Genomic DNA, 22,399 nt, shown 5'->3' with positions numbered 1-22,399 from the left:
TTACTGTCTTGGTGCTAATAACATCACTAGAACACCTATTAAACATATTCCGCCACCTATCCAGTCATATAAATCTGGAGTCTTTTTATCAATGCCCCACCCCCACAAAAGCGAAAGCACAATGAAAACTCCCCCATAGGCTGCGTACACTCTTCCGAATGATGGAAATGATTGAAAAGTCGCAATGACACCGTACAAGGCTAAAACAAGTCCGCCAATTAATCCCCAATAGGACGGCTTCCCTTCCCGAAGCCATTGCCAAATAAGGTAACCCCCTCCTATTTCTGCAATCCCTGCAAGAATAAATAAAAGAGTTGCTTGAATCATTGCGCTCACACATCCTTATCTCTTTATATTGGCTCAAATAAGCCATCTGATTACCGTTGTGGTTAAATTTTCTCGTTACCGGGCACCAGAACGACCTTTTGATTACCGCTCAAGCTGAATTTTCTCGTTACAGGGCACCAGAACGAACTTCTGATTACCATTCAAGCTGAATTTTCTCGTTACCCGACACCAGAACGACACTCTGATTACCATTCAAGCTGAATTTTCTCGTTACCGGGCACCAGAGCGACACTCTGATTACCGTTAAAGCTGAATTTTCTCGTTACCCGGCACCAGAACGACACTCTGATTACCGTTAAAGCTGAATTTTCTCGTTACCCGGCACCAGAACGACACTCTGATTACCATTCAAGCTGAATTTTCTCGTTACCCGACACCAGAACGACACTCTGATTACCGTTAAAGCTGAATTTTCTCGTTACCCGACACCAGAACGACACTCTTAATACCGTTAAAGCTGAATTTTCTCGTTACCCGACACCAGAACGACACTCTGATTACCGTTAAAGCTGAATTTTCTCGTTACCCGGCACCAGAACGACACTCTGATTACCGTTAAAGCTGAATTTTCTCGTTACCGGGCACCAGAACGAACTTCTGATTACCGTTAAAGCTGAATTTCCTCGTTACCCGGCACCAGAACGACACTCTGATTACCGTTAAAGCTGAATTTTCTCGTTACCGGGCACCAGAGCGACACTCTGATTACCGTTAAAGCTGAATTTTCTCGTTACCCGGCACCAGAACGACACTCTGATTACCGTTAAAGCTGAATTTTCTCGTTACCGGGCACCAGAACGAACTTCTGATTACCGTTAAAGCTGAATTTTCTCGTTACCCGACACCAGAACGACACTCTGATTACCGTTAAAGCTGAATTTTCTCGTTACAGGGCACCAGTAGTGAATCAAGTAGCTTGTACCATAGACTTTAGAGACCGGTTCGAAAGCTGAGCGGGCTAGGTATAAAATATGATATGAGTCATAGAGTTTTATAACGGACAAGGTTAGGAGTGATGTATTTGATTAAATTAATATTAATAATTTTATTTGTTCTACTTTCCATTACTATACTCTTCTTTATCTTAACAAAAAATAAGCAGCAAATGATTCAGACCTATTCAATTTCAACTTTCATGGGAACAAGTTTTGATGATGAATTTCTGGAACAAAAACAATCTATTATTGAAAAAGTTAGTAATTTTTTCGATGATAATGATGCTGGGGATGATGGCATAGACGCCGGTGGTGGTGGTGATGCCGGAAAATAGTTACAAAGAAATATCAATCTCAATGTTCCCTCCCTCTTTTTATTAAAATAAAGAATGAACGAATGAGTTAGGTTTGATACTAAGTAACAAAAAGGAGTGATTGATATGGATGGAAAGTATAATACAGGCGATGATGCAAGTGTTGAGATGAAGAAGGCTCTTAGCAAAACTACACCTAGAAAGAATCCAAATATGAGTGAAGCAGAGTTTAAGATGAAATACCAAGGTAAGAAACAAATTTAATAAAACAGGGGCAGGTTTCCCTGCCCCTGTTTATTTGCGGATCTTATAATATAATGTCTCATTGATTTTCATGGCTTCATTGCGTCGATTATAAGTGAAGGAAATAATAGTTTATCCCCTTGATTCCTTGGGTCAAACTTTTTCGAACGAAAAATCACTCCATCTTTGGCATGCCATTCATTGAAATGAAAATTACCTTCCTCATCACAATACTCAAGTAAAGTCACTTCATATCCTGCGGCTTCAAACATGTTAGATAGCGTTCGATAATTATGGACAATTTTATGACTTGCAGCGGGATGATCTTTTGGACCTGGGCCGCCTATTTTTACTATATTTTGATATTCCTCATCAGGAAAATATCCATCTGGAACCGCACAGCGAACATAGCCTCCAGTTTTCAGGTATTTATAACAATTTTTTGCAGCCTGAACACCTTCTTCAAACGTTAAGTGTTCCCAAACATGCTCTGCTAGAATCGCCGTTATGGAATTATGAGGAAACATTCTATCCCAAGTGGTCTCATTTATTAAATTAAGTTCTTCTTCCTGTGAATGTACCCAGCCTGGATTATTGTTGTACTCCCCTGCTCCGATAACGATTTTGATTTCCTTTTCTCTTCCCACCATATTCCCTTTCTTTCGTTGTTCCATATTTCTCCCTATCCATATAAAAAATATTATTTCTCTATCCAAAATCTTTTTATGATATTTCCATCTTCTTCAACAAAGTCTGAATCGGGTATACCTCCATTATTAATAATCGTTTTGAAGGAACCTGTATTATCTTCATTACACAAAACCAGAGCTTTTCTAATTCCTAACTCTTTCGTTTTTTCAAGCGCCAATGACAATAATTTAGTCGCAAATCCTTTTCTTCTCTCTGAAGGACGGATTCCGTAACCAATATGTCCGCCTATATTTAATAGAGTTTCTGTTAAGCGGTGTCTAATATTAACAACACCCAATATTCTTTTATCTTCATTTATTAACCAAAATGTTGAATCTGGCACCCAGCCTTCAGGTAGGTTGCGTCCTTGCTCATTATCATTTAAAAATTGGACCATTGCCTCAAAGTTTGATGGGTCTTTTTTAATAACCCAAGGTACCATATCCTCTTTGCTTTCCAACCATTCCTCATAGAACGAGAGGTATTCTTCCTTCAAATCTACCGTTGGTTTAATTAAAGATAGTTGATGGTTTGAATCCACTACCAATCTTTCATAGTGTAAGTTATCGCCCTCTATTTTCAATAGTAATACATCAGGATTGCGTAGATTCCGCCAATCATCAAATCCGAATTCTTTATTATAATGATTTAAAAGTAAAGACAGTAAATTACCATGTGTAACGATAATGGTATTTTGAGCTTCACTGTTTAGAACATCCTCTACTACGCTTACAATACGATTCACTGCTTCATAACTAGACTCCCCACCTTCAAACTTCAATTCAAAATCATCAAAGGTAGCTCTTAGTTTTTCAAGCCAGTCGGAAAGGTTTTCGGAACTAAGTACACGTTCTGTTAATAAATCGTTTGTTTCAATTTCCAAATTAAGTCTTTTTGCAAGTGGCTCTATTGATTGAACTGCACGCGTATATGGACTAGCGATAATACGGTCAATTGAAATTCCAGTAAACAAATCCGCTAATTGAATGGCTTGTTTAAAGCCTCTTTCTGTAAGTGCTGCTTCAGGTGGCTGCCCTTTTGCGTCACAATGCCTGATCAGATAAATTTTCTTCACTATAACCTCTCCTAACTTTATTCCTCTAAAGTTTTCCTAAAACCATAAAAAGGACGATATCCTTGTTCTTCATAAAATGAACGCGATGTACTGGAAGCAAGCATTTCAATTCTTGTTTTCGGGTATAAACGGTGGACGTGCTGAAGTAAATCCTTCCCTATACCTAATCCACGATAATTTTTGTCAATTAGTAATTCACAAATATACAGAGTGATACGTGTATCCGTAAACCCCCGAATATAGCCAACTACTCCGTCACCTTCTGCTTCTACAACAAATGATACATTAGAATTTTCCCAAGCTTGCTTTGTATCTTCATTCTTCTTAACTAGATTACCCCAGCCCTCTTCTCGATTTAACTCTTGAATCCTATTAAAATCAGTCTCTTTAAACTTTCGAATCTTTATTTTATTCATTGGTTAAACCTCACAAAATGGTTATTTCTTAAAAAGGGAACCGTTTGGTATGTATTTAATTGGCTGCAATGCTTCACATCCGCCCCGAATCCTTTCTCACGCAATTCCCGGCCGCTTCCACAATCCCAAATCAATTCATTTAACTTTGGTTCTGCATGATAAAATGCCCCCTTACAAACTTCTGCTTCAGGTGACTTTTCCCCTTCTAGGTACGATAAAATTGCACCAGCACCTAAATAATCCTCAATTGCCGGACGAAGTGTATCTTCCTCTTCTTTTCCATTACTCCACATTTCTCCGCAGGGAATTACGGTAATACTTGCATTCTTTTGTAATCGTAATTGGTTGGCAACAGCTGCTGCGGATGAAGCATTCAGCAAAGACCCGATTAACAGGGCAGGCACTTTAGAGGCAATCCATGTACAAAAAGCACCGTTAAGTGAGGTTAATACATACTTTTTGTTTGTATGTTCATCATTAAAGGATACAGGTGATAATGTTGGTTTCCCTGCCTTAGCTGCCTCTGCTCTTCCTAAAATATATTCCGCATTGATGGTTTGCGCGTACTCTTTCCCATCTAAGTTAGGAGGATAGGGATAGATTACTGCATCAAAATTTAAAGCTGATACCACTGTTGATGAAAAGCTAAGGACATCGACAATAATGATAATGTCACCGCGTTCTGCTGCTTCCCTTGCACCGCGTCTGCCCCATTCTACACGACAAGTGTAAGGAGATTGATCAAACATAATCTACCACCTTTTCTTATGACCTATTATGTAATAATGAATTTATATAGAAAGCCTTACCTGTGAGAAGGAAGGCTTCAACTAAACTACTCTATTAAAGCTGTTTCTTGATTAATTACTTCCTGAATGATTTTGTTTCCATAGGCACCGCGATGGAAGGCGTTGGTGTCAGACCAGTATAGCTCTCTAAATGAAACCCCATTATTTATTTCAATCTCTAAAAATATACGATTTCCTTCAAAAGCATCCTCTTTATACATTTCCATAGGGTCTATAGCTTCTAATAGAAGCCATTCATTAAGAAACTTTTCCTTCGCTTCACGCGAAAAAGTATGGATTCTGCTGCCGTCATCTGTGCTATCTATATGTATGTCCTTAACCAAATCCTTAATTGGATAAATATCTCCCATTGTTTTCGCATCTTTCTTTTGATCTGCCACATACACTTTATCGTTTGCTACTACCATTAGGGATGAGGGATAGCCCCTTACGGCATAAACGGTCGTTCCTTTTGCCAAATAGGCTGCATCACCATTTCTCATTTCATGGTCACTGCAGGCATTGTCAGCCATCTTATAGGTAACTTTTCCAATAGGCTCTCCTTTTTCAATTTGAGTGCTTAATGGTTCATCCGGCGCATTTTCAAATTGATGTTGATAGGTAACATCATCAATCTTTAACAGATCGACCCACTCAATGGCACCATCAGGACATCCAATCGTTAGACTGCTTTGATTACAGGAGGCTAAAAACGTTGAAAGAAATAAGAAAATTATAAGTCTTTTCATCCACTTTCCTCCCCCCATGTTTTCTCAACAGTATATATTCATCATTTAAACCTGTTAATCCTTCCCAGTAAAAAGAAAATGCTTTACCCTCTTAGGAGTAAAGCACGATTTTAAAGATCATCTAATATATTTTGATTTTGAGTGTCTTCGTTATAGGTCAATACCTCTTCAACAGGTTGATAAGATTCACCGTAAAAATGATGATCCTTATAGGTATGAATCTTATTGTAGGTCTTTCGCATGGCTTCAAAAATCAACTCCTCAGACTCCATATTTGGAGCCCAATAGAGGATTTCCATTTTATTAACCTCATTTGTAGCAAGTGACCGTCTTTCATACCCGATTGAATTTGCGTGCTCAAACCCCTCACGTTTATAAAAATGCAGCCTTTTTCCCGTATCACTGTCTTTATAGGTAACGGGTTCAACTTCTAGAATAATAGGCTTTCCTTTTTGTTTCATTTTTTCAATGAGCTTATGACCGAGTCCCTGCCCGCGCGCATCTTTTGAAACAAATAGATAATCAATAAAAACAAAATCCTCTAATTCTGCATACATCAAAACATGATTCGGACCCTCATCTTTATGATAAATATCAGAACGCTCTTTTAATAACGTTTCCATATGCTCTCTAGACTTCATTTCTTCTACAGGAAAATATTGATTTAACTTCTCATACCAATGCATAATACTCCCCCTCTGTTTCAATGTCTCAATGAGGAAAGTATGTGTGATTTTTCCATATTTAATACTTCTAACTACTATTTAAACAACTAGAACTGTAGACCTCTTCCTATTAAATTGGCCGAAATGGGGGACGAACCAAGTTCACGTGCCCAAACGGATAATTGTCCAATATGATGAACTTCATGTACTATAACGTGATTTACTACCTCTCCATATGTAAAACTTCTTCCGTCATCCAATTCTAAAATCTTACTACTCATTTCTACCTTCCATTCTGTTACAAATCTTTCCACTTCTGCATGCCAGCCATTATGAAGCTTTATTACGTCCTCAATGGAGTTGAATTCCTCAATATTAAATTTATAACCCTTTCCCCCCTTTAAATCATTAATCCAATCATATTCAACTACAATAATATGCAATAAAGTATGGAGTATATTGCCAAATCCTCCTGCTCTGTTTTCCAATAACTGTTCAGTTGTAAACTGTTTACACCAATTGAACCATTCTTCTCGTACCTGCCAATTATATTGAAATAGCTGCTTCATCTTTTCACCTCTATCTAATATTTTCTAGAATTCTTATGAGACATCCATCTTTCGAACTGCCATAGATGTTTTCTATCTTTTCCTGTGGCGAATCGCTAACTATTTCCCTAACGAAAAACCCTGAAATAGTCGTCCGCCAAAGGGCTGCAGGATTTCATCAACCATTACGATAATCATACTTTTATCACCAGTTTTATAAAAAGTATCGAATGCCTCGACAAAATGGCCTGCAAACTTTTCGTCATAATTCCTTAATGAGCGCACTACCCATTTAGAAGCACCAATCCATTGTCTATTGGACCTTAAGACAAATTCGCTAACCAAATCAGCAAGTGTATTGGCGATAAAGATTTCCTCTGCTCTAAGGGTACTCCCTATAAAGTCATCTAGTGTATCAGTAATGAAATAGCGCTTTACTTTTATGGTATCAGTTGACCATTCTTCTGGACCCTTATCTAATAACTCATTTGCCTCATGTTTTATGAGGTCGATGATACCACTATCTTTTAAGACGATGCCCTCTGAAACCATTTTGGGCAAGGAAGGTCTTGCTCGTTCACAATCACTTTTAAAAAACTCCTTATATGAAGTTAAATTATGTACAAAAACCTCTATATTCCAACCATATTCAATGACTGACTCTCTATATGCAGTTTTAAGATTCTTTTCAAATATCACAATATCAAGGTCCGATGTTTCTGTGGCTTCACCTCGAACTAAACTTCCTGCTAATACGGATCCATAGCAATTCGGAAAATGATTCAGGATAAACAGTTCAGCAGCTTTGATTGGATCCATTCTAGTAATCTTCCTCACTCCAATTCTTATATCTCTTTTTTATAAAAAATAAGTGTGGTATTTTCATTTAAATTCTTTTTAACATCTGTTTTTATGTAGCCCATTTTTTCGTATAAGTAGCAATTACGTTCTTCCTCTAAAATGGTTGCCAATTCCCAACTAATAGCTTGAGGAAACAATTTTTCTACAAGAGTAATAGCTCTCTGGGCAATCCCCTTCCCTTGATATTCAGGAAGAATAAACATAGGACTTATCCAAAATTGTTCGTCCACTTTCCATACTACACAAATAGCACCCACAAGACGATTTTCAACCAGAATTTTAAAAAATCCACTATGTGGATTGTTTATTCTTGCGATAACACGATCGATGGTTTCATTTGCTGGATTTGTCTGGTAATCTTTGTATTTTTCCAACAAGGGGATAAAGGCATTGACTTGAATATCAAAAATCGCTTCTGCATCTGAATTTGTTGCTTTTACTAATCTAACATCCAACTAGTCCACATCTCCCTATATAAAATTCACAGATTCCAAATGAGTGATATCTCCTTCTAACACAAGTTTAAAACCATCTTCATTCATTTCAACAATAGTAAGACTCGTATCATGTATATAGGGTGGCTCCCATAAGGTTTTAATTGGTGAATTTTTAAAAAATGAATACAAACATTTGATTACTACCGAATGAGTAACAATTAATATATTCCCAGATTTATATTCTCTTTTTATTCGATCCAAAACCTGACTGGCTCTTGCTCGTGTTTCTTCGAACGTTTCTCCGCCAACAGATGTATATTGATGCGGTGTATTCCAGAATGACTCAAACTCGGTTTGATACATTTCTTTAATGGATGAATGAGTTTTTCCTTCCCATTGACCCAGTTTAATTTCTCTTAAATTCTCATCGTAAACGACAGGAATGTCTCTTTCACCTCGTATCAAGTTAGTAGTGGCTTTCGTCCTCCCGCTTGGACTTGAATAAATAGCTGCTAACTCTGTATCTTTCAATCTTTCACCTAATGATACTGCATTTTTAATACCGTTTTCAGTTAGATTTGAATCCAGCCAGCCTTGCATTCTTTTTTCTCTGTTCCACTCTGTTTCACCATGTCTAGTTATGTATAGAGTTATCATAAGTTTCTCCCTTATTTGTTTAATTTACTAATTACTTCCATTAGTTCTCCAGCAGTCTCTTTTAACTTTGTTTCATCTTCTATGATAATCTCATCTTCTGAATAGAAATCGGCAAAGGATTGACCTTTATATCTAGGTACAACGTGCATATGATAATGCGTTAATTCATTAAATATCCCGCCATTTTGGCAGATGGTGATACCATCTGGGTTAAACAGCTTTTTTATAGCTTTTGATAGAAGAATAGAAGCATTCATAATGGAACCAGCAGTATTTTCGTCAAGTTCTTCTACGTCATAGACATGCTTTTTTGGCAATATCATAATATGCCCCTCATTAAATGGCTCATGGTCCAAGAAACAACAAACATACTCATCTTCAAATACTACATGAACAGGCAGATTTTTATTCGCCAAGTTACATCCCAAGCATTCCATTTTTTCACAACCTTCGCACTCTTTAAATTCTACTTTAACAAAAAAAAGGCCACGCATTCGACCTTTTATAAAATATTTTGAAGTGTTTCTAAAATGTATAAGATAAATTGATAAACCATTGAGATTAGCTGAGATAAAAACTCAAATAAAGAGTCCAACAATCAACATCACCCTTTCATAACGTCTTGTCCTATAATATGCTTTGTGGGACGAGTATGAAAGGGATAATAGCGTACTTCTGTTACAATACAAAAGAAATAATATCTTGGCTGATACTAACGATTATAATGCTCTGACCTAATCCACTTACGATTCCCGTTGTTAACCTTAATGGATTGTTACTCAATCGAAGTTTCCTTTTTTGGGTCCATCCATCCATAACCATAGGAAGATTTAATACGATTCCCAGCCAAAGTGGAAAGTTTAATTCAAATAAAAATAATAAAGGAAAAAATAAATACCCCAATAAGATCCCCGTGCACCGTGCACATAATGGAAGCGTATGCCCTTTTATTGTTAGACTTCTAGACTTCATCCGGTGACAAGGTACAATATCAGTTAACCGCTTTAATTTAATTACAATCAGGTCCACAGTCACAATCAGGTCCTCCATCACAATCTGGTCCGCAATCAAAATCTAGGCAGTCTGGTGTACAATCATACTTCTTCTTTTTTCGATACTTCTTTTTCCCATAATAAAACAGTACAAACAGCAGCAATAATATACCTGCTGTCAAAGCAATTATGCCAAATATCATTTCACCTTTTAGTAATAACGCAGCCGCTACCACAAAAGAAATAATCATTCCAGTTAACAATAGAAAAAACATACCAACCACCTTTTCCTCTAAGAAATTCTCTTATTCTTTAAGATTTTCACTCCTACAATAAACAATAGAACAGGTCCAATAACAATATATTTAAATAAACCTGGAGTGGCTAAACAGTATAAACTGAGAGGTAATGCCCATATCGAACAAATAATAAGGAGTTTTGGTTTTAAGGAAATGCTTGCGTAAGTGGCCAGCGAAATAGGAATTAAGTACATAACAGTAAAAGAAGTAAAGACATCTGGCTCTACGCTTGAATGGGTATATGGGTTAAATAGTAGCATATAACTACAAAATATAAGACTTCCAATCCCGCAAAATGCCCCTATCAGTCTCAAGAACTTCACTGCATTTCCCCCTACTAAAAGTCCTTTTTACTATTTATATTCCATTGAATTGGGAAAAACCCTTTTTCTAATGATAAGAAAAAAGGAGCGGCCACATTGTGCCACTCCACTAACTAATCTAAAACCCAGGAAGTTGATCCAGATTGTTTTCTTTTATTCCATCTGGTTCGCTGCGAATGATATCTCTTCCATATTTGTGGAAAACATCTACATGTGCAATTTGACCTGATTTTGCTTCTGTTAAAGCCGTAATGTAATCCAGTTCTCTTCCTGTGCTTGTTTTAAAGGCAATGATGTCCCCATCATCATTTTTCCTAACGGCTACAAATTCCTCTCTCCCATCAGGATTGCCTTGTGCTGCCTCTAACTGCGCTTGCTGCTCACTTTGCTGCTTGTACTCTTCATAAATTTTCTCATAATTCTTATCTTCCAAAGCTTTCACCTCCGAACGTATGTTAGTATTTTGAGCTAATGGTCAATAAATATTCAAAATACACAAAATACACAAAACTGACAAAAATGGTCATAAACTGCACGTGGTATAATTTACCTAATTGGGGGACGATGAAATGGAATCAGATAACGAAAACGTTTGGTTTTTTATTCAAGATTCTCAGCAGCAAGGACCCGTCTGTTTATTTGAATTAAAAAAATTGATAGAGCAAAATGTCCTATCAGGTGATACCTTCGTCTGGAACAAATCCATGAACTGTTGGCAAATGGCAAAAAGTGTAGAGATATTTTCAGATAGTATTTTTGAATCTACAAGAATCCATCTACTTCCGGATAAATTCAAAACAAGAGAAGAGTATCTAGAAGCTACCTATCCATTTGGAAGACCTTATGTCCGATACCTTGCTAGATTTTTTGACCTTTCCTTATTTTCCATCATTTTCATCATATCCGTATCGATTCTTTTCCCAACATTCATTGCTGAAACCTCAAATTTTAATATATTTATCTTTAGTTTATTTCTTTGGATTATCTTTGAACCTGCTATCATTTCTATTTTTGGCAATACTTTTGGAAGGGCTTTCTTAAATACTAAAATCAAAAGTGTGAATGGGGAAAGACTCAATTTTATAACAGCCTTTAAACGAAGTTTTTTTGTAAATGTTTTAGGAATGGGACTCGGTATCCCTTTACTTAATATTATTTGCTTCTTTTTATCCTACAGAGATTTAAAGGGGAGAGGAATGTCCACTTGGGATCATAAAATTGGCACCGTTATCTTATATGGTAAGGTTAGCTTAGCAAGGCTATGCATTGCAGGAAGCTTTCCAATTGGAATGTTAGCGGCAGGATTTTATATTTAGAAAAATAGGAAAGGATGCTAAGTAACGTTCACAGTATGTATTCTATATACCTAAGCCTCGACCTCTAATGTTCACAAAAAATTCAGTTTTCCTCTTTTACTAGAGCTTTTCCTACTAATCGGCAATAATAGTTTTATTAATGTTTTTTTCTTGGAGTGAAGAAGAATGATGAATTTCAATAAATTCCATGACCCGAGAGAAAATGGGGAATTGCTTTTTGAAATTACCGGAAAACCTCTTGATATAGAAAAATCCATAACAGAGACAGAACAGCTATTTCATCAATGCCGTGAGAATAAGCCGGTACCTCCATTCAACAAGACACCTATCAAAGTTCCTTTTTCGAAAAAGATTATAGAGAGACTGTTTCGATTATTTACCAAGTTGTATACCATTTTGGAGCCTACACAAACTTACGTCGATTCTAAAGGGAATGTGTATCCTGAATGGAAGCCGAAACTGGATGACGAGTACGAAGTCTTAATGAGCAGAATTACCAGGGAGGTAAATATTGAGGATTATGGCGGTATTGGGGATGGAAAAACAGATAACACAGCTGCTTTTAAAAAAGCGATAGGAAAGGGATTTGTTAAACTAAAAGTTCCAGAAGGCATATTTATTACGAAAGGAATTTGCTTGCCATCATGGACCTATCTCGCAGGGGCTGGAAAAGGTAAAACAACGATTAAGCTACATGACAATTCTCCAAAAGGAAATCGATTAATTACCAATGCAAATCATTGGAAAGGGAATCATCATTTGTTCGTTCAGGGAATGACGCTTGATTGGAATGTCGAAAGACTCGGGGCTGTAAAAAAGACAAGTACCTGGGGCAATCATTCAAGCTGCTTAACCTATGCGAATGTCACTTATGGCTGGGTGAAGGATGTTGAAGCGATCAATCCTGGGCTCCATTGCTTTGATATTTCGTCAACTTTATACAATTATGCTGGAGATGGATTCCGCGCTCGAGGCGGGAGTAAATATGTTTGGCTGGATGGTTTAACTGGTTATGGTTTTGGAGATGACGGGATAACGACCCATCATAGCGATTATATTTTTATTTCAAATTCACATATGTGTGACCCGAGGGGTCGTGCCCATCAGAAGGGTTTTTCAAATTCTAATGGGTTTGAAGTCGATGATGGTTCAAGGAATGTGCTTTTGGTTAATAATTCTTCAGCCAGATGCTTTGGAGGTATTGAAGTAAAAGCCCATCAGAACTCGTCAGCTGCCTCAAATATTCAAATCGTTGGTCATATCTCAGTAAACGATAATCGTTCCTATAACTTCCGACATATCGGGCACCACAAAAGTACAGATATCGAGTCAAAATCAGCATATAATATTTCTGCTATAAATCTTGCAGCTATTATGCCGGTTTTTACTGAATTATATAAAGATTCCACCCCACGTGGATTGGTTGTGTCTGCCTATAAAAATGTCGTGATCAACCATTTTACGTTGATTGGCGACCCGGATTACGATTATAAAGGGAACCCCGTTATTGCCGTACAGTACCGAGCTAGGAATGTGGTATTAAATAATATTTCACTAAAGGGTTTTAAAAGTGCCAGTGCATCTATAAAAGTTTACGGAGGAGAAAATCGGGCTGATTCTGTCTGGATTAGTAACTCCAGAATGGAGGACACCACACCAAAAGCTATCGAGGTTGGGGCAGGTGTCCAAGATATACAAATGAATCAAATACATGAAGCCAATCCTTCTGACTGAATGAAAACACCCTAATAAAACCTAAATTCTATACTTCAAAAAAACATATGATTCACACCATATGTTTTTTTTGAAGTATTAAAGCATCTTCTCAATAACTGCTTTTGCCGTACTTTCTTTATTAAGAATGGACTCCTTGTTCGTCCTCCTAAAATACTCCATATAGAGAATGTCTAATAGATAAAGCTGGGCTAGCTTAGCAGATAAACTTCCCCCTTGAAGCGGACCTTCATTAGCTCCACAAAGTAAGGTAATATCAGCGTTATTGGTCAAAGGTGATTTTGCAAATCGAGTGATAGCGATGACCAATGCTCCTCTTTCTTTTGCAACCTTTGCCACTGCAATGGTATCTTTAGTTGACCCTGAATACGAAATTACGACAGCAACATCCTTTTCTGACATCAAGGCGGCCGACATGATTTGCAGATGGGGATCCAATGAACACTCCGTTTTATTGATAATCCTAATAAACTTATTCTTTGCTTCCATAGCTGTCATTAAAGAAGAACCTACTCCAAAGAAATGAATTCTTTCGGCCTGGATCATCCTATCGACTGCATTAGAAATATCGGTTCCATTTATCAGGTTAAATGTTTCTGTCAGCGCGCTGACATTGGTGGATAATATCTTTGAGGATACTTCTTCTATCGTGTCCTGCATCGTTATATGTCCTGAAATCTGATTCGTTTCTTCACCATGTGATATGCTGTGTGCCAGAGCAATTTTAAACTCTTGATAGCCTTTTAGCTTCATTGTTTTACAAAACCTAAATACGCTAGACTCCCCAACCTGACAAGCATCAGCAAGGTCAGTGATGGACATGTAGATTACATCTTTCATATTTTCGAGGATGTAATCTGCTACTTTCTTTTCTGTATTCGTAAATGCATTATATCTTGAACGGATAAGTGAAAATATATCTACTTTTGCCATTAAGCAAACCTCCTAGTACCCACTTCTTAAATGCAGTGAAACTGCACCAAGAATTCCCGCTTTATTTCCAAGAGAGGCCTTCATTATTTTCACCTCAGAAAAACTCTCCATTGTAAGCTCTTTTACTTTAGTTGAAACCATGTGCACAAGCTTTTCCTGTTCCATTACTCCTCCGCCAATAATTATGGCAGGCGGGTTGAATATATGAATTAAGGAGGTTAGACCTAAGGCTGCTTCAAAAACCCACTCATCAACAACCCTTGCTAATCTGCTATTTCCTTGATTTATTTTTTCAAAGATAACTTTACCATTTATACAATCTGAATCAATTTCTTTAGCCTTTCTTACTAAGGCTGTTGTCGAAGCGTATGTTTCATAACAACCTTTTCCGCCGCAGTTACAGGTATTTCCTAATGGGTGAGTAATGATGTGCCCAAATTCAGCCGCAACACCATTATGGCCTTTATATATTTTGGAATTAATTACGATGGCACCGCCAATACCTGTTCCATAAGTCAAACAAAGAAAGTCCTTAAATTCCTTGCCAGCACCAAAATACTCTTCGCCTAAAGCTGCTGCATTGACATCATTTTCCATTTTAACAGGAACCTTGAATTTTCCCTCTATTATTTCTTTTAATCTAGTGCCGGTATAGTCTGGAATATTTCCATTGGCATAAATAATATACCCTTCCTTACTATCAACTTGTCCAGCAGTGCTTATTCCGATAGCATCAAGTCCTTCGTATTCTGACATGACTTTAATGAGTTTTTCAACTACATGCTTTCCGCCTTTTTTACTTTCCGTATTAATTTCTCTATATACATCAATATTTCCTTGTTCATCAGAAATACCAAGCTTTATGGATGTGCCTCCGATATCTACAGCTAATATTTTCACTTCACTCACCCTTTACATATAACCGCCATAGGCGGCATAAATCCCGCGAGAAAACTCGGGGATCTATTTGTTAACAGTTATGACATTCACTTTTAATCGCATTAATAAATCTCTTAGTAATTTCCATTGGTCTTGTGATCGCAGTTCCAACAACTGCTGTATGAACTCCTCGATTAAAAACAGTCTTAAGTTCCTCCGGAGTCCAAATACCGCCTTCAGCAATAACCGGAACATTAATATCCTTAACGATTCTTTCAATTAATTCTACATCAGGTAAATGCCTGCCAAGCGTGTATTCGGTATATCCGCTTAACGTTGTACCAATACAATCAAATCCTAATTCATAGGCTAATTGCGCTTCTTCATAAGTTGAACAATCTGCCATAAAAATTTGGCCATTATACTTTTGTTTTATCATCGGAAATACTTCACTTATGAACTTACCATCTGGTCTCACCCTATTGGTAGCATCTAATGCAATAATATCGACTCCTTCTTTATAGAGAAGATCAATTTCTTCCATAGTCGGAGTGATAAAAACTTCTGATCCTTCATAAACACGTTTAATGATACCGATAATCGGTAAATCAACTGTCTTTTTGATTTCTCTTATGTCTTCTACGCTATTTGCTCTAATACCACAAGCTCCTCCGAGCATTGCAGCATACGCCATTCTCCCCATTATAGAAGGGCTATGAAGCGGTTCCTCAGGAAGGGCTTGGCAGGAAACAATTAGTTTCCCTTTGATTTGTTCAAATATTTTATCTTTGTTATTCATAAAAAGCATCTCCAAGCTGAAAATTTATTCTTTGACTGCTCCGATCGAAATTCCACTAGTAAAGTACCTTTGGAAGAAAATAAAGATAAGAAGCATTGGAACAGCAGCTACTGTTGCTCCTGCCATCTTATAAGCAAAGTTTGGATTTAAGTCTTGCATCAATGTTGCAATACCTACCATCAAAGTCTTCGAATTCTCATCTTGGCCTACAACTAATTGCCATAAATAGTCATTCCAAACTTGAACAAAATTTAGTATAAATAAAGCACCTATACCTGGTTTCACCATTGGAAGCATAATTCTATAGAAAACAGTAAATTCACTAGCTCCGTCAATTTTTGCCGATTCCCTTAATGAATCTGGAATGCTGTCAAAGAAACCTTTCAGCATAAATACTCCAAACGCTGTGGCCACATTCGGCCATATCATACCATTAAGACTATTTACCATCCCCAAATCTTGAATGATCCTAAATAAAGGAACAATCATAACTTCTTTTGGAACCATTAGACTTGAAATGAAAATAATGAAAATAACATTCTTCCCTTTAAACTTAAGCTTTGAAAATGCATAAGCAGCAAGGCAGCTTACAATGATTAGAGCAATAGTAGAGACGAGAGAAACAAAAATACTATTAAACGCCCATCTAAATGCAGGCTGATTATTAAAAACATCTACATAGTTGCTAAAGGTAATTGTCTTTGGAAACCAATCCGGCGGCATTTTTACAACATCCGAGCTGTTCTTTAAGGAGCTTGTAAACAGCCAGTATAGAGGGAATAGGTTAAGCACAGCAAAGAGAATTACCAGGCTATTTAATACGATGTCAATTTTTTCTTTCTTTTTCTTATTTTTATTTCTTTTTCCAAACATACCCATCATCCCCTAATCCTTCTTAAACATAGCTCTTAACTGTGGAATAGATAATACGAGTGCAATTAAGAACATGATTACACCAACAGCAGAGGCAATACCAAGCTGATTGTATTTAAAGGCGTTATTATATAAGAAATACATCAGTGTTGTAGACGCATTGTTCGGTCCGCCGCCTGTTAATAGCTGAATGACAACGAATATCTTCAACACAGCAATAATGTTCATAATAATAATATAGATTGTGGTAGGCTTAACCATTGGAATAAGGATTTTAAATATGATTTCGAGCCTGCTTGCCCCATCGATTTCAGCTGCTTCAAAAACATCCTTCGGTACACCAATCATCGAAGCTACGTACAAAATGATTGCCGAACCTACGTTGGTTGCAAATGTAACAAAAATGATAACTGGCAGAACAAGATTTGTATCCCCTAAAAAATTTACCGATGATAATTCCAACTGCCTTGCAGCATACGGAATAAGTCCATTGGCTGGATTTAAGAGAAAGCTCCATACCATGCTCATTACAACCATAGAAACCATAACGGGAATATAATAACTGCCCCTAATAAAGGACACGTATTTTGCATTTTTATCAAAAATAGCTGATGAAACGAAAAGAGCAAAGATTACGGTTAATGCGACAATAAATACGACAAAAATAACCGTGTTAATAGTAGACTTAACAAATACAGGATCTGAAAATAATCTATTATAGTTTTCAAAACCAATAAAAGTTTCTGTTTGATAATTAATTCTATACAAACTTAGCCTGATACCTTCAATAATTGGATACACAACAAATACTAGAAAAAGCAATAACTGCGGCGCAATAAACAAATATCCGGTTAAATTTTCTTTAATAGAGTCCCTATTGATTCTCATTGGCTTTCCCTTACCTTTCTATGGCTTTCTAAAACCCCATTTATAAAGGCTTTAGAAAGCCATAAGTCATTGCATGCAGGGTTTATTTATTAAAAATTACTGAATTTGCTTTTGACTCTTCAATCACTTTATTACCATTTTCTTGATAACTTTTAACAGCCTCTGCTGCTGACTTTTGTCCAGTATAGAGGGCTTGAAGCTCCGGATATAGAACCTGTCTTAATTGGCTGTATCCAGGGACGTTTCCTGTGAAATTAAACATATATTTTGCATTTTTATCGTATGCTTCGAATAAAGGCTTTTCTGTTTTGAATTCTTCAGCTACAGAAGTTCTAACAGGAACACCGTTTTTGGAAGCTTTCACTAATTCAGGATCAGTCGAGAAGAATTTAACAAAATCCTTACTAACCTTAATTCTAGTTTCATCTTCAGTATTAAACACTGCTGCACCAGTAACATAAGTGAAAGTCAAAGGGTCTCCACTTTCAGATGGGATGTTAGCTAGTCTTATATCAAATTTAGGTGTCTTACCGCTTTCCATATCCGCTTTTGCATTGTTAAATAAAACTGAGTTTGTAAAGCTGATTGCAAGCTGCTGATTCTGGAACATTGCATTTACATCATTTGAGGATACTGATTCAACACCAGGATTCGTTAATCCATCTTTATAAATCTTCTTTAACCATGCTGCAGCCTTTTCTCCTCTTGCATCATCGATTACAAGATTTCCTTTTTCATCAAAAAACTCATTGCCAAACATTCTTAAATAAGCAAGGTTCCAAGTGTCTGCCTGATTATTTAGAGCGTACAATGCCATTGGAAATGCATTCGAATATTTATCTTTAGGCAGGTCTGTCTTTAAAGTCTTAAGAATCTTTTCATAGTCTGCAAGAGACCAAGTTTTTATTTCATTTTCGCTGCCAAGATACTCCTCAAGACCTGCAGCCTTGAACATATCAGCGTTATAAGCTAGAGTACCTGGCATATGTGAGAATGGATAGAAATAGACATCGTCACCGAAAGTTACACTATCCCAGTAATTTTGTGAAATATCTTTATTAGCTTCATCATCCACAATGTCATTTAATGGAACGAGTGCACCTCTATGTGCGTAGTCTCCCATTGCGAAAACGCTTTCGAAGAAAATATCTGGAGGAGTGCCTCCATTAAGGTTAACGTTTAACAGTTCATCCCTTTGATCTCCAGCAACAACTTGAACGTTCACCTTTACATCATGGTCCTTATATTGCTTTGAAAATTTCTCAGCAGCATATTTGAAGAAACTGTCGTAATCCGCTCCTTCTTCAGCAGGGTCCATAACCCCTTTCCATTGAGGTGTCAGCCAAACTGATATTTCAACCTGCTTTTTTGATTTTGAATCTCCACTTGTTTTGACAGGGTCTTTTCCTGTACACCCAGCAAGAATGGAAAGTACCAGTACGACAGCTGCTGTCAAAGCTAGAAAACGTTTTTTAAACATTGATTTCTCCCCTTTATAAAATATTTTTTATTTTATTGAAGACAAGCTTTGATAAAAGCCTGTGGCCTTCCTCATTCAGATGCATGTAATCAATGGTATTCATAACGATGAACCCCTTGGTATCAAGGAATTCCGTCCCCTGAATCTTTAGTAATTCTTTTAAATACATGGGCATTTCTTCTGATTTTCTATCACAATTTATCCCCATTGAGTTTCCTATGCTAGTTTCATAGTATTCTTTACCGATTGGGGGAGGGGCAATGACTAACACCTTTGGAAAGCTGCCTTTTATCCCAGCAGGTGTATTTTTCGCTTTAAGTGAAAGCCTGGCAATCCCTTGAGCGATATTATAAGCAGTAAGATTAAATCTTTCTTTCGTGTCATTTGTGCCAAGCATGATAATAACGAGCTCAAGTGGTGCATGACTCATTAAGCATGGATGAATATAGGTAAATGCATTTAATCCTTCAAAAAGAGGATCATCTACAACACTTGTTCTGCCTGAAAGCCCTTCTTCAACTACTTGAAATTCATCACCTAAAAGCTCAGCTAAAAGACTAGTCCATCTAACGCCCTCTGGAAATCTTTCCAACGTATTTGCATCATAGCCCCAAGTATTTGAATCGCCAAAGCAGACAATTCTTTTCTTCATTTCATTACCTTCCGTATTTTAGAATGGCAGAATCAATTAAATCTTTAATTCTTTCAATCTTGTTTAAATCTTCCCCGTGTACTGGCTCAAGAGGTCCTCTTACACTACCAACATTGACTCCTCTTAATTTTAAAACTTCCTTAATCACAGAGTACATATGGCCATTAAGGGAACATAAAGCAATAATGATGTCGTTTATATCTCTTTGGATTTTTCCCGCTTGTTCAAAATTTCCAGAAGACACAAACTCCTCAGCTTTTAAGAATAGTTCTGGCATTGCTGCATAGGTACCACCGATTCCGCTGTCAGCACCGATTATTCTTCCAGAAACGTACTGTTCATCTGGACCATTAAATACAATAAAGTTTTCTCCACCTGCAGCTTTAAAGCGTTCAATATCCATTACCGGCATAGAGGAATTTTTAACTCCAATAACCTTTTTATTCTCTATTAGTTTCTTAAAAAGATTGATAGAAAGATTGTACCCGGTAGTTTGCGGGATATTGTAAATAATAAACGGAAGTTCAGTTGATTCTATAATCTCCGTCCAATACTTATAGATAGAGTTTTCAGGAAGCTTAAAATAGATTGGCGGAATAGCTGATAGTGCATCATAGCCCAGCTCTTCGGCATATTTTGCTAAAATTCTACTCTCTCTAGTGGATGGCGCACCAACGTGAGCAATTAAAGTAAGTTTTCCCTTTAGCGCTTCTGCGGCATATTTTAATGTCGCTTTTCTCTCCTCAAGGTTTTGGTAAATACATTCACCCGAACTGCCGCCTACGTATAAACCTTTTACCCCTTTTTCATAAAGATAGTTACAAAGGTCTTTTGTTCTATCCTCCGATATTTCTCCTAAATCATCATAGCAAGCATAAAATGCAGGAATAATCCCTTTAAATTTATCTAATTTCATTTTTCTTCCCCACCTGAAATGAATTTTAATGGTAACGTTTACAAAAGAAATATAACACATCTACATTTTATTGTAAATAATTTTCACCATTTTTATAACTTTTGAAAAAAATCTCCAACATTTCAATTCATTAAAGCGCCACCGCTGATTGAAAACTGTCAATCAGCGGTGGCGCTTTGCTTCTTTTTCTATAACGATTTCGTCAACCAGCTTTTCTGCGACTTTTCGATACAAATTACTCATATGTACAAGTGAAGATATCATTAGCACCTGCTCAAGGTAAGGTGAGTGCTTATCCTCCATTTTTGTTACTTCCTCCTTTATATCCTTAATGCGATCTTCAATATCCATGTTGAAATCTGTGGCATTCTTATGTGATAGAGTCAAATAACTATTATAGAATGAGTCTAACTCGATATCCTCATTGGTAATTCTTTTGTTAATTCCATCAAGCGTTACCTGAATATCGTTAATCGAAAGAGCCCCTTTTAGCTGATAAATTAAACTCATCAATAGTAAATGTTCTTTGGAATACTTCTTATTTTTTATTGGAAAGATAAGCTTTCCTTTTGCATAGTTATTGATCATCGTTTTGGTAAGAACCTTTTCCTCATCGTTTCTCTTCAAATCTCCAAATTTGTTCTCAAATAACTGAATGACTTGGTCCATATATAAATCAATATTCGGTATTTCATCTAGCGTCATGTTGGTATGAAGACCAATCTTTTCAATAATTTCATGGATTTTTTCCATCATAATAAACCCCTTTTTTAATGATATCTGATTAACATTATATCGTAACAATTTAACATTGACTAGATAATGTATTGGAGGTATCATTATAAGTAGTTATTAAAACTACATGTTGTAATCAGGAGGGAATTATGAGTAATTTTATTCGAGAACCAATTAATGGACTGACTCATTTGACTGGAGCGCTGTTATCTTTTGTAGGGCTTCTTGCAATGGTAATCAAAGTGTCGAGTACGACCTCGTCAACGATGGCGATTACTGCCGTCATCATTTTCGGAGTCAGCATGATACTTCTTTATTCTGCTTCGGCCACCTACCATATGGTAATAGCTAGAGATCATGTGATTGCTTTTTTAAGGCGGCTTGATCATTCGATGATTTTTATATTAATTGCCGGCACCTATACGCCTTTTTGCTTTATTAGTTTAAATGGAACAACCGGAAATATTCTATTCTCTATCATTGCAGCCGTAGCATTAAGTGGAGTTGTTTTTAAAATGGTCTGGTTTAATTGTCCACGCTGGATTTCTACTGCATTGTATATTGTTATGGGCTGGATGATTGTATTTGTGTTCTCGCCACTAGCAGGAAGCATGGATAGGTTGGGGTTATTTTTATTAGTTCTCGGAGGAATTTTTTATACAATTGGTGGAGTTATTTACGGGGCAAAGCCAAAATTCCTTCAATCCAAATACATGGGCTTTCATGAGATCTTCCACATTTTTATCATGCTTGGAAGTTTGTCACACTTTTTATGTGTATTTTACTTTGTTATATGAAATAGAAAAACGCCTATTGGAGGTAACGGATTCTGTTTTGAAGGACAAACCTTAAAT

Annotated in this window: 30 protein-coding genes and 1 pseudogene; 5 read left to right on the top strand and 26 right to left on the bottom strand. The window is 36.8% G+C overall.

Features of this window, described 5'->3' with window-relative positions; translation table 11 throughout:
* Positions 1-327 carry a YnfA family protein gene (locus tag QNH48_RS05245; RefSeq protein WP_133370382.1) on the bottom strand — a complete coding sequence of 109 codons (327 nt, stop codon included), beginning with the start codon at positions 325-327 and terminating at the stop codon, positions 1-3.
* Between the two features lie 1,042 nt (positions 328-1,369).
* Between QNH48_RS05245 and QNH48_RS05240 the strand changes: the two genes are divergently transcribed.
* Positions 1,370-1,618, top strand: coding sequence for a hypothetical protein (locus QNH48_RS05240; protein WP_283954073.1), 249 nt, complete (start codon positions 1,370-1,372; stop codon positions 1,616-1,618).
* Positions 1,619-1,723: 105 nt separating this feature from the next.
* On the top strand, positions 1,724-1,861 hold the full coding sequence (locus tag QNH48_RS05235; RefSeq protein ID WP_165979177.1) for a hypothetical protein: 138 nt from the start codon (positions 1,724-1,726) through the stop codon (positions 1,859-1,861).
* A 68-nt stretch (positions 1,862-1,929) separates the two neighbouring features.
* Here the strand turns inward: QNH48_RS05235 and QNH48_RS05230 are convergent, their stop codons facing one another.
* From QNH48_RS05230 to QNH48_RS05155, 16 genes and pseudogenes are all read right to left on the bottom strand, one after another.
* Positions 1,930-2,490 carry a class I SAM-dependent methyltransferase gene (locus QNH48_RS05230; RefSeq protein WP_283955687.1) on the bottom strand — a complete coding sequence of 187 codons (561 nt, stop codon included), beginning with the start codon at positions 2,488-2,490 and terminating at the stop codon, positions 1,930-1,932.
* A 50-nt stretch (positions 2,491-2,540) separates the two neighbouring features.
* Complete coding sequence (locus QNH48_RS05225) at positions 2,541-3,071, bottom strand: GNAT family N-acetyltransferase (RefSeq protein ID WP_283955686.1); 531 nt, start codon at positions 3,069-3,071, stop codon at positions 2,541-2,543.
* A 21-nt stretch (positions 3,072-3,092) separates the two neighbouring features.
* Positions 3,093-3,605, bottom strand: a pseudogene (locus tag QNH48_RS05220) (histidine phosphatase family protein); the annotation flags it as partial.
* 17 nt (positions 3,606-3,622) lie between these two features.
* Positions 3,623-4,021: a GNAT family N-acetyltransferase gene (locus QNH48_RS05215; RefSeq protein ID WP_283954072.1), complete on the bottom strand. Its 399-nt coding sequence runs from the start codon at positions 4,019-4,021 to the stop codon at positions 3,623-3,625.
* Entirely contained in the window at positions 4,018-4,770 is a 753-nt protein-coding gene (locus QNH48_RS05210; RefSeq protein ID WP_283954071.1) for a 2-phosphosulfolactate phosphatase, read from the bottom strand. The genes QNH48_RS05215 and QNH48_RS05210 overlap by 4 nt, the downstream gene beginning before the upstream one ends.
* A gap of 86 nt (positions 4,771-4,856) precedes the next feature.
* Positions 4,857-5,558 (bottom strand): hypothetical protein, encoded by a 702-nt coding sequence (locus tag QNH48_RS05205; RefSeq protein WP_283954070.1) that lies wholly within the window; start codon positions 5,556-5,558, stop codon positions 4,857-4,859.
* Positions 5,559-5,668: 110 nt separating this feature from the next.
* Positions 5,669-6,244 carry a GNAT family N-acetyltransferase gene (locus QNH48_RS05200; RefSeq protein ID WP_283954069.1) on the bottom strand — a complete coding sequence of 192 codons (576 nt, stop codon included), beginning with the start codon at positions 6,242-6,244 and terminating at the stop codon, positions 5,669-5,671.
* 86 nt (positions 6,245-6,330) lie between these two features.
* Positions 6,331-6,792: a DinB family protein gene (locus QNH48_RS05195; RefSeq protein ID WP_283954068.1), complete on the bottom strand. Its 462-nt coding sequence runs from the start codon at positions 6,790-6,792 to the stop codon at positions 6,331-6,333.
* Positions 6,793-6,891: 99 nt separating this feature from the next.
* Positions 6,892-7,590 carry a nucleotidyltransferase domain-containing protein gene (locus QNH48_RS05190; RefSeq protein ID WP_283954067.1) on the bottom strand — a complete coding sequence of 233 codons (699 nt, stop codon included), beginning with the start codon at positions 7,588-7,590 and terminating at the stop codon, positions 6,892-6,894.
* 26 nt (positions 7,591-7,616) lie between these two features.
* Positions 7,617-8,087, bottom strand: coding sequence for a GNAT family N-acetyltransferase (locus tag QNH48_RS05185; protein WP_283954066.1), 471 nt, complete (start codon positions 8,085-8,087; stop codon positions 7,617-7,619).
* 15 nt (positions 8,088-8,102) lie between these two features.
* Positions 8,103-8,726, bottom strand: a complete 624-nt coding sequence (locus tag QNH48_RS05180) for a histidine phosphatase family protein (RefSeq protein WP_283954065.1) — start codon at positions 8,724-8,726, stop codon at positions 8,103-8,105.
* A gap of 11 nt (positions 8,727-8,737) precedes the next feature.
* Positions 8,738-9,163, bottom strand: coding sequence for an HIT family protein (locus tag QNH48_RS05175; RefSeq protein WP_283954064.1), 426 nt, complete (start codon positions 9,161-9,163; stop codon positions 8,738-8,740).
* 241 nt (positions 9,164-9,404) lie between these two features.
* Positions 9,405-9,761 (bottom strand): DUF2085 domain-containing protein, encoded by a 357-nt coding sequence (locus tag QNH48_RS05170; RefSeq protein ID WP_283954063.1) that lies wholly within the window; start codon positions 9,759-9,761, stop codon positions 9,405-9,407.
* A complete protein-coding gene (locus tag QNH48_RS05165) occupies positions 9,736-9,993 on the bottom strand; it encodes a hypothetical protein (RefSeq protein ID WP_283954062.1) in 258 nt (85 codons plus the stop codon). Before QNH48_RS05165 ends, QNH48_RS05170 begins: the two co-directional genes overlap by 26 nt.
* Positions 9,994-10,010: 17 nt before the next feature.
* Positions 10,011-10,340 (bottom strand): hypothetical protein, encoded by a 330-nt coding sequence (locus tag QNH48_RS05160; protein WP_283954061.1) that lies wholly within the window; start codon positions 10,338-10,340, stop codon positions 10,011-10,013.
* A 118-nt stretch (positions 10,341-10,458) separates the two neighbouring features.
* Positions 10,459-10,773 carry a DUF3892 domain-containing protein gene (locus QNH48_RS05155; protein WP_283954060.1) on the bottom strand — a complete coding sequence of 105 codons (315 nt, stop codon included), beginning with the start codon at positions 10,771-10,773 and terminating at the stop codon, positions 10,459-10,461.
* 136 nt (positions 10,774-10,909) lie between these two features.
* Between QNH48_RS05155 and QNH48_RS05150 the strand changes: the two genes are divergently transcribed.
* Together QNH48_RS05150 and QNH48_RS05145 are read left to right on the top strand one after the other, a co-directional pair.
* On the top strand, positions 10,910-11,656 hold the full coding sequence (locus tag QNH48_RS05150; protein WP_283954059.1) for an RDD family protein: 747 nt from the start codon (positions 10,910-10,912) through the stop codon (positions 11,654-11,656).
* 165 nt (positions 11,657-11,821) lie between these two features.
* Positions 11,822-13,390: a glycosyl hydrolase family 28-related protein gene (locus QNH48_RS05145; RefSeq protein ID WP_283954058.1), complete on the top strand. Its 1,569-nt coding sequence runs from the start codon at positions 11,822-11,824 to the stop codon at positions 13,388-13,390.
* Between the two features lie 78 nt (positions 13,391-13,468).
* On the opposite strand, the gene QNH48_RS05140 is transcribed toward QNH48_RS05145, so the two are convergent.
* From QNH48_RS05140 to QNH48_RS05100, 9 genes are all read right to left on the bottom strand, one after another.
* A complete protein-coding gene (locus tag QNH48_RS05140; RefSeq protein WP_283954057.1) occupies positions 13,469-14,323 on the bottom strand; it encodes a MurR/RpiR family transcriptional regulator in 855 nt (284 codons plus the stop codon).
* A gap of 12 nt (positions 14,324-14,335) precedes the next feature.
* The gene (locus tag QNH48_RS05135) at positions 14,336-15,223 is read right to left on the bottom strand and encodes an ROK family protein (protein ID WP_283954056.1); all 888 of its coding nucleotides are present in this window, start codon (positions 15,221-15,223) and stop codon (positions 14,336-14,338) included.
* Positions 15,224-15,293: 70 nt separating this feature from the next.
* Entirely contained in the window at positions 15,294-16,001 is a 708-nt protein-coding gene (locus tag QNH48_RS05130; RefSeq protein ID WP_283954055.1) for an N-acetylmannosamine-6-phosphate 2-epimerase, read from the bottom strand.
* A 24-nt stretch (positions 16,002-16,025) separates the two neighbouring features.
* Complete coding sequence (locus tag QNH48_RS05125; RefSeq protein ID WP_283954054.1) at positions 16,026-16,874, bottom strand: carbohydrate ABC transporter permease; 849 nt, start codon at positions 16,872-16,874, stop codon at positions 16,026-16,028.
* A 12-nt stretch (positions 16,875-16,886) separates the two neighbouring features.
* Positions 16,887-17,762 (bottom strand): carbohydrate ABC transporter permease, encoded by an 876-nt coding sequence (locus QNH48_RS05120; RefSeq protein WP_283954053.1) that lies wholly within the window; start codon positions 17,760-17,762, stop codon positions 16,887-16,889.
* An 82-nt stretch (positions 17,763-17,844) separates the two neighbouring features.
* The gene (locus tag QNH48_RS05115; protein WP_283954052.1) at positions 17,845-19,242 is read right to left on the bottom strand and encodes an ABC transporter substrate-binding protein; all 1,398 of its coding nucleotides are present in this window, start codon (positions 19,240-19,242) and stop codon (positions 17,845-17,847) included.
* 13 nt (positions 19,243-19,255) lie between these two features.
* Positions 19,256-19,894, bottom strand: coding sequence for a GDSL-type esterase/lipase family protein (locus QNH48_RS05110; RefSeq protein WP_283954051.1), 639 nt, complete (start codon positions 19,892-19,894; stop codon positions 19,256-19,258).
* Positions 19,895-19,898: 4 nt separating this feature from the next.
* Positions 19,899-20,810 carry a dihydrodipicolinate synthase family protein gene (locus QNH48_RS05105; protein ID WP_283954050.1) on the bottom strand — a complete coding sequence of 304 codons (912 nt, stop codon included), beginning with the start codon at positions 20,808-20,810 and terminating at the stop codon, positions 19,899-19,901.
* 162 nt (positions 20,811-20,972) lie between these two features.
* A complete protein-coding gene (locus QNH48_RS05100; RefSeq protein WP_283955685.1) occupies positions 20,973-21,563 on the bottom strand; it encodes a DUF1836 domain-containing protein in 591 nt (196 codons plus the stop codon).
* A gap of 131 nt (positions 21,564-21,694) precedes the next feature.
* On the opposite strand from QNH48_RS05100, the gene trhA reads away from it, so the two are divergent.
* Positions 21,695-22,342 carry a PAQR family membrane homeostasis protein TrhA gene (gene trhA / locus QNH48_RS05095; protein ID WP_283954049.1) on the top strand — a complete coding sequence of 216 codons (648 nt, stop codon included), beginning with the start codon at positions 21,695-21,697 and terminating at the stop codon, positions 22,340-22,342.
* Positions 22,343-22,399 lie beyond the last annotated feature (57 nt).

Source organism: Neobacillus sp. YX16 (assembly GCF_030123505.1).
Lineage (GTDB): Bacteria > Bacillota > Bacilli > Bacillales > Cytobacillaceae > Neobacillus.
Note: the sequence above shows the minus strand (reverse complement) of the source record. Positions and strands in the feature narration are given on the sequence as shown.

Bases quoted from the DNA above. Each gene is read 5' to 3' on its own strand.
- QNH48_RS05245 (WP_133370382.1), bottom strand. From the start codon at position 327: ATGATTCAAGCAACTCTTTTATTTATTCTTGCAGGGATTGCAGAAATA.
- QNH48_RS05235 (WP_165979177.1), top strand. From the start codon at position 1,724: ATGGATGGAAAGTATAATACAGGCGATGATGCAAGTGTTGAGATGAAG.
- QNH48_RS05230 (WP_283955687.1), bottom strand. From the start codon at position 2,490: ATGGTGGGAAGAGAAAAGGAAATCAAAATCGTTATCGGAGCAGGGGAG.
- QNH48_RS05215 (WP_283954072.1), bottom strand. From the start codon at position 4,021: ATGAATAAAATAAAGATTCGAAAGTTTAAAGAGACTGATTTTAATAGG.
- QNH48_RS05210 (WP_283954071.1), bottom strand. From the start codon at position 4,770: ATGTTTGATCAATCTCCTTACACTTGTCGTGTAGAATGGGGCAGACGC.
- QNH48_RS05205 (WP_283954070.1), bottom strand. From the start codon at position 5,558: ATGAAAAGACTTATAATTTTCTTATTTCTTTCAACGTTTTTAGCCTCC.
- QNH48_RS05200 (WP_283954069.1), bottom strand. From the start codon at position 6,244: ATGCATTGGTATGAGAAGTTAAATCAATATTTTCCTGTAGAAGAAATG.
- QNH48_RS05195 (WP_283954068.1), bottom strand. From the start codon at position 6,792: ATGAAGCAGCTATTTCAATATAATTGGCAGGTACGAGAAGAATGGTTC.
- QNH48_RS05190 (WP_283954067.1), bottom strand. From the start codon at position 7,590: ATGGATCCAATCAAAGCTGCTGAACTGTTTATCCTGAATCATTTTCCG.
- QNH48_RS05180 (WP_283954065.1), bottom strand. From the start codon at position 8,726: ATGATAACTCTATACATAACTAGACATGGTGAAACAGAGTGGAACAGA.
- QNH48_RS05175 (WP_283954064.1), bottom strand. From the start codon at position 9,163: ATGGAATGCTTGGGATGTAACTTGGCGAATAAAAATCTGCCTGTTCAT.
- QNH48_RS05165 (WP_283954062.1), bottom strand. From the start codon at position 9,993: ATGTTTTTTCTATTGTTAACTGGAATGATTATTTCTTTTGTGGTAGCG.
- QNH48_RS05150 (WP_283954059.1), top strand. From the start codon at position 10,910: ATGGAATCAGATAACGAAAACGTTTGGTTTTTTATTCAAGATTCTCAG.
- QNH48_RS05145 (WP_283954058.1), top strand. From the start codon at position 11,822: ATGATGAATTTCAATAAATTCCATGACCCGAGAGAAAATGGGGAATTG.
- QNH48_RS05140 (WP_283954057.1), bottom strand. From the start codon at position 14,323: ATGGCAAAAGTAGATATATTTTCACTTATCCGTTCAAGATATAATGCA.
- QNH48_RS05130 (WP_283954055.1), bottom strand. From the start codon at position 16,001: ATGAATAACAAAGATAAAATATTTGAACAAATCAAAGGGAAACTAATT.
- QNH48_RS05125 (WP_283954054.1), bottom strand. From the start codon at position 16,874: ATGTTTGGAAAAAGAAATAAAAATAAGAAAAAGAAAGAAAAAATTGAC.
- QNH48_RS05120 (WP_283954053.1), bottom strand. From the start codon at position 17,762: ATGAGAATCAATAGGGACTCTATTAAAGAAAATTTAACCGGATATTTG.
- QNH48_RS05115 (WP_283954052.1), bottom strand. From the start codon at position 19,242: ATGTTTAAAAAACGTTTTCTAGCTTTGACAGCAGCTGTCGTACTGGTA.
- QNH48_RS05110 (WP_283954051.1), bottom strand. From the start codon at position 19,894: ATGAAGAAAAGAATTGTCTGCTTTGGCGATTCAAATACTTGGGGCTAT.
- QNH48_RS05105 (WP_283954050.1), bottom strand. From the start codon at position 20,810: ATGAAATTAGATAAATTTAAAGGGATTATTCCTGCATTTTATGCTTGC.
- QNH48_RS05100 (WP_283955685.1), bottom strand. From the start codon at position 21,563: ATGGAAAAAATCCATGAAATTATTGAAAAGATTGGTCTTCATACCAAC.
- trhA (WP_283954049.1), top strand. From the start codon at position 21,695: ATGAGTAATTTTATTCGAGAACCAATTAATGGACTGACTCATTTGACT.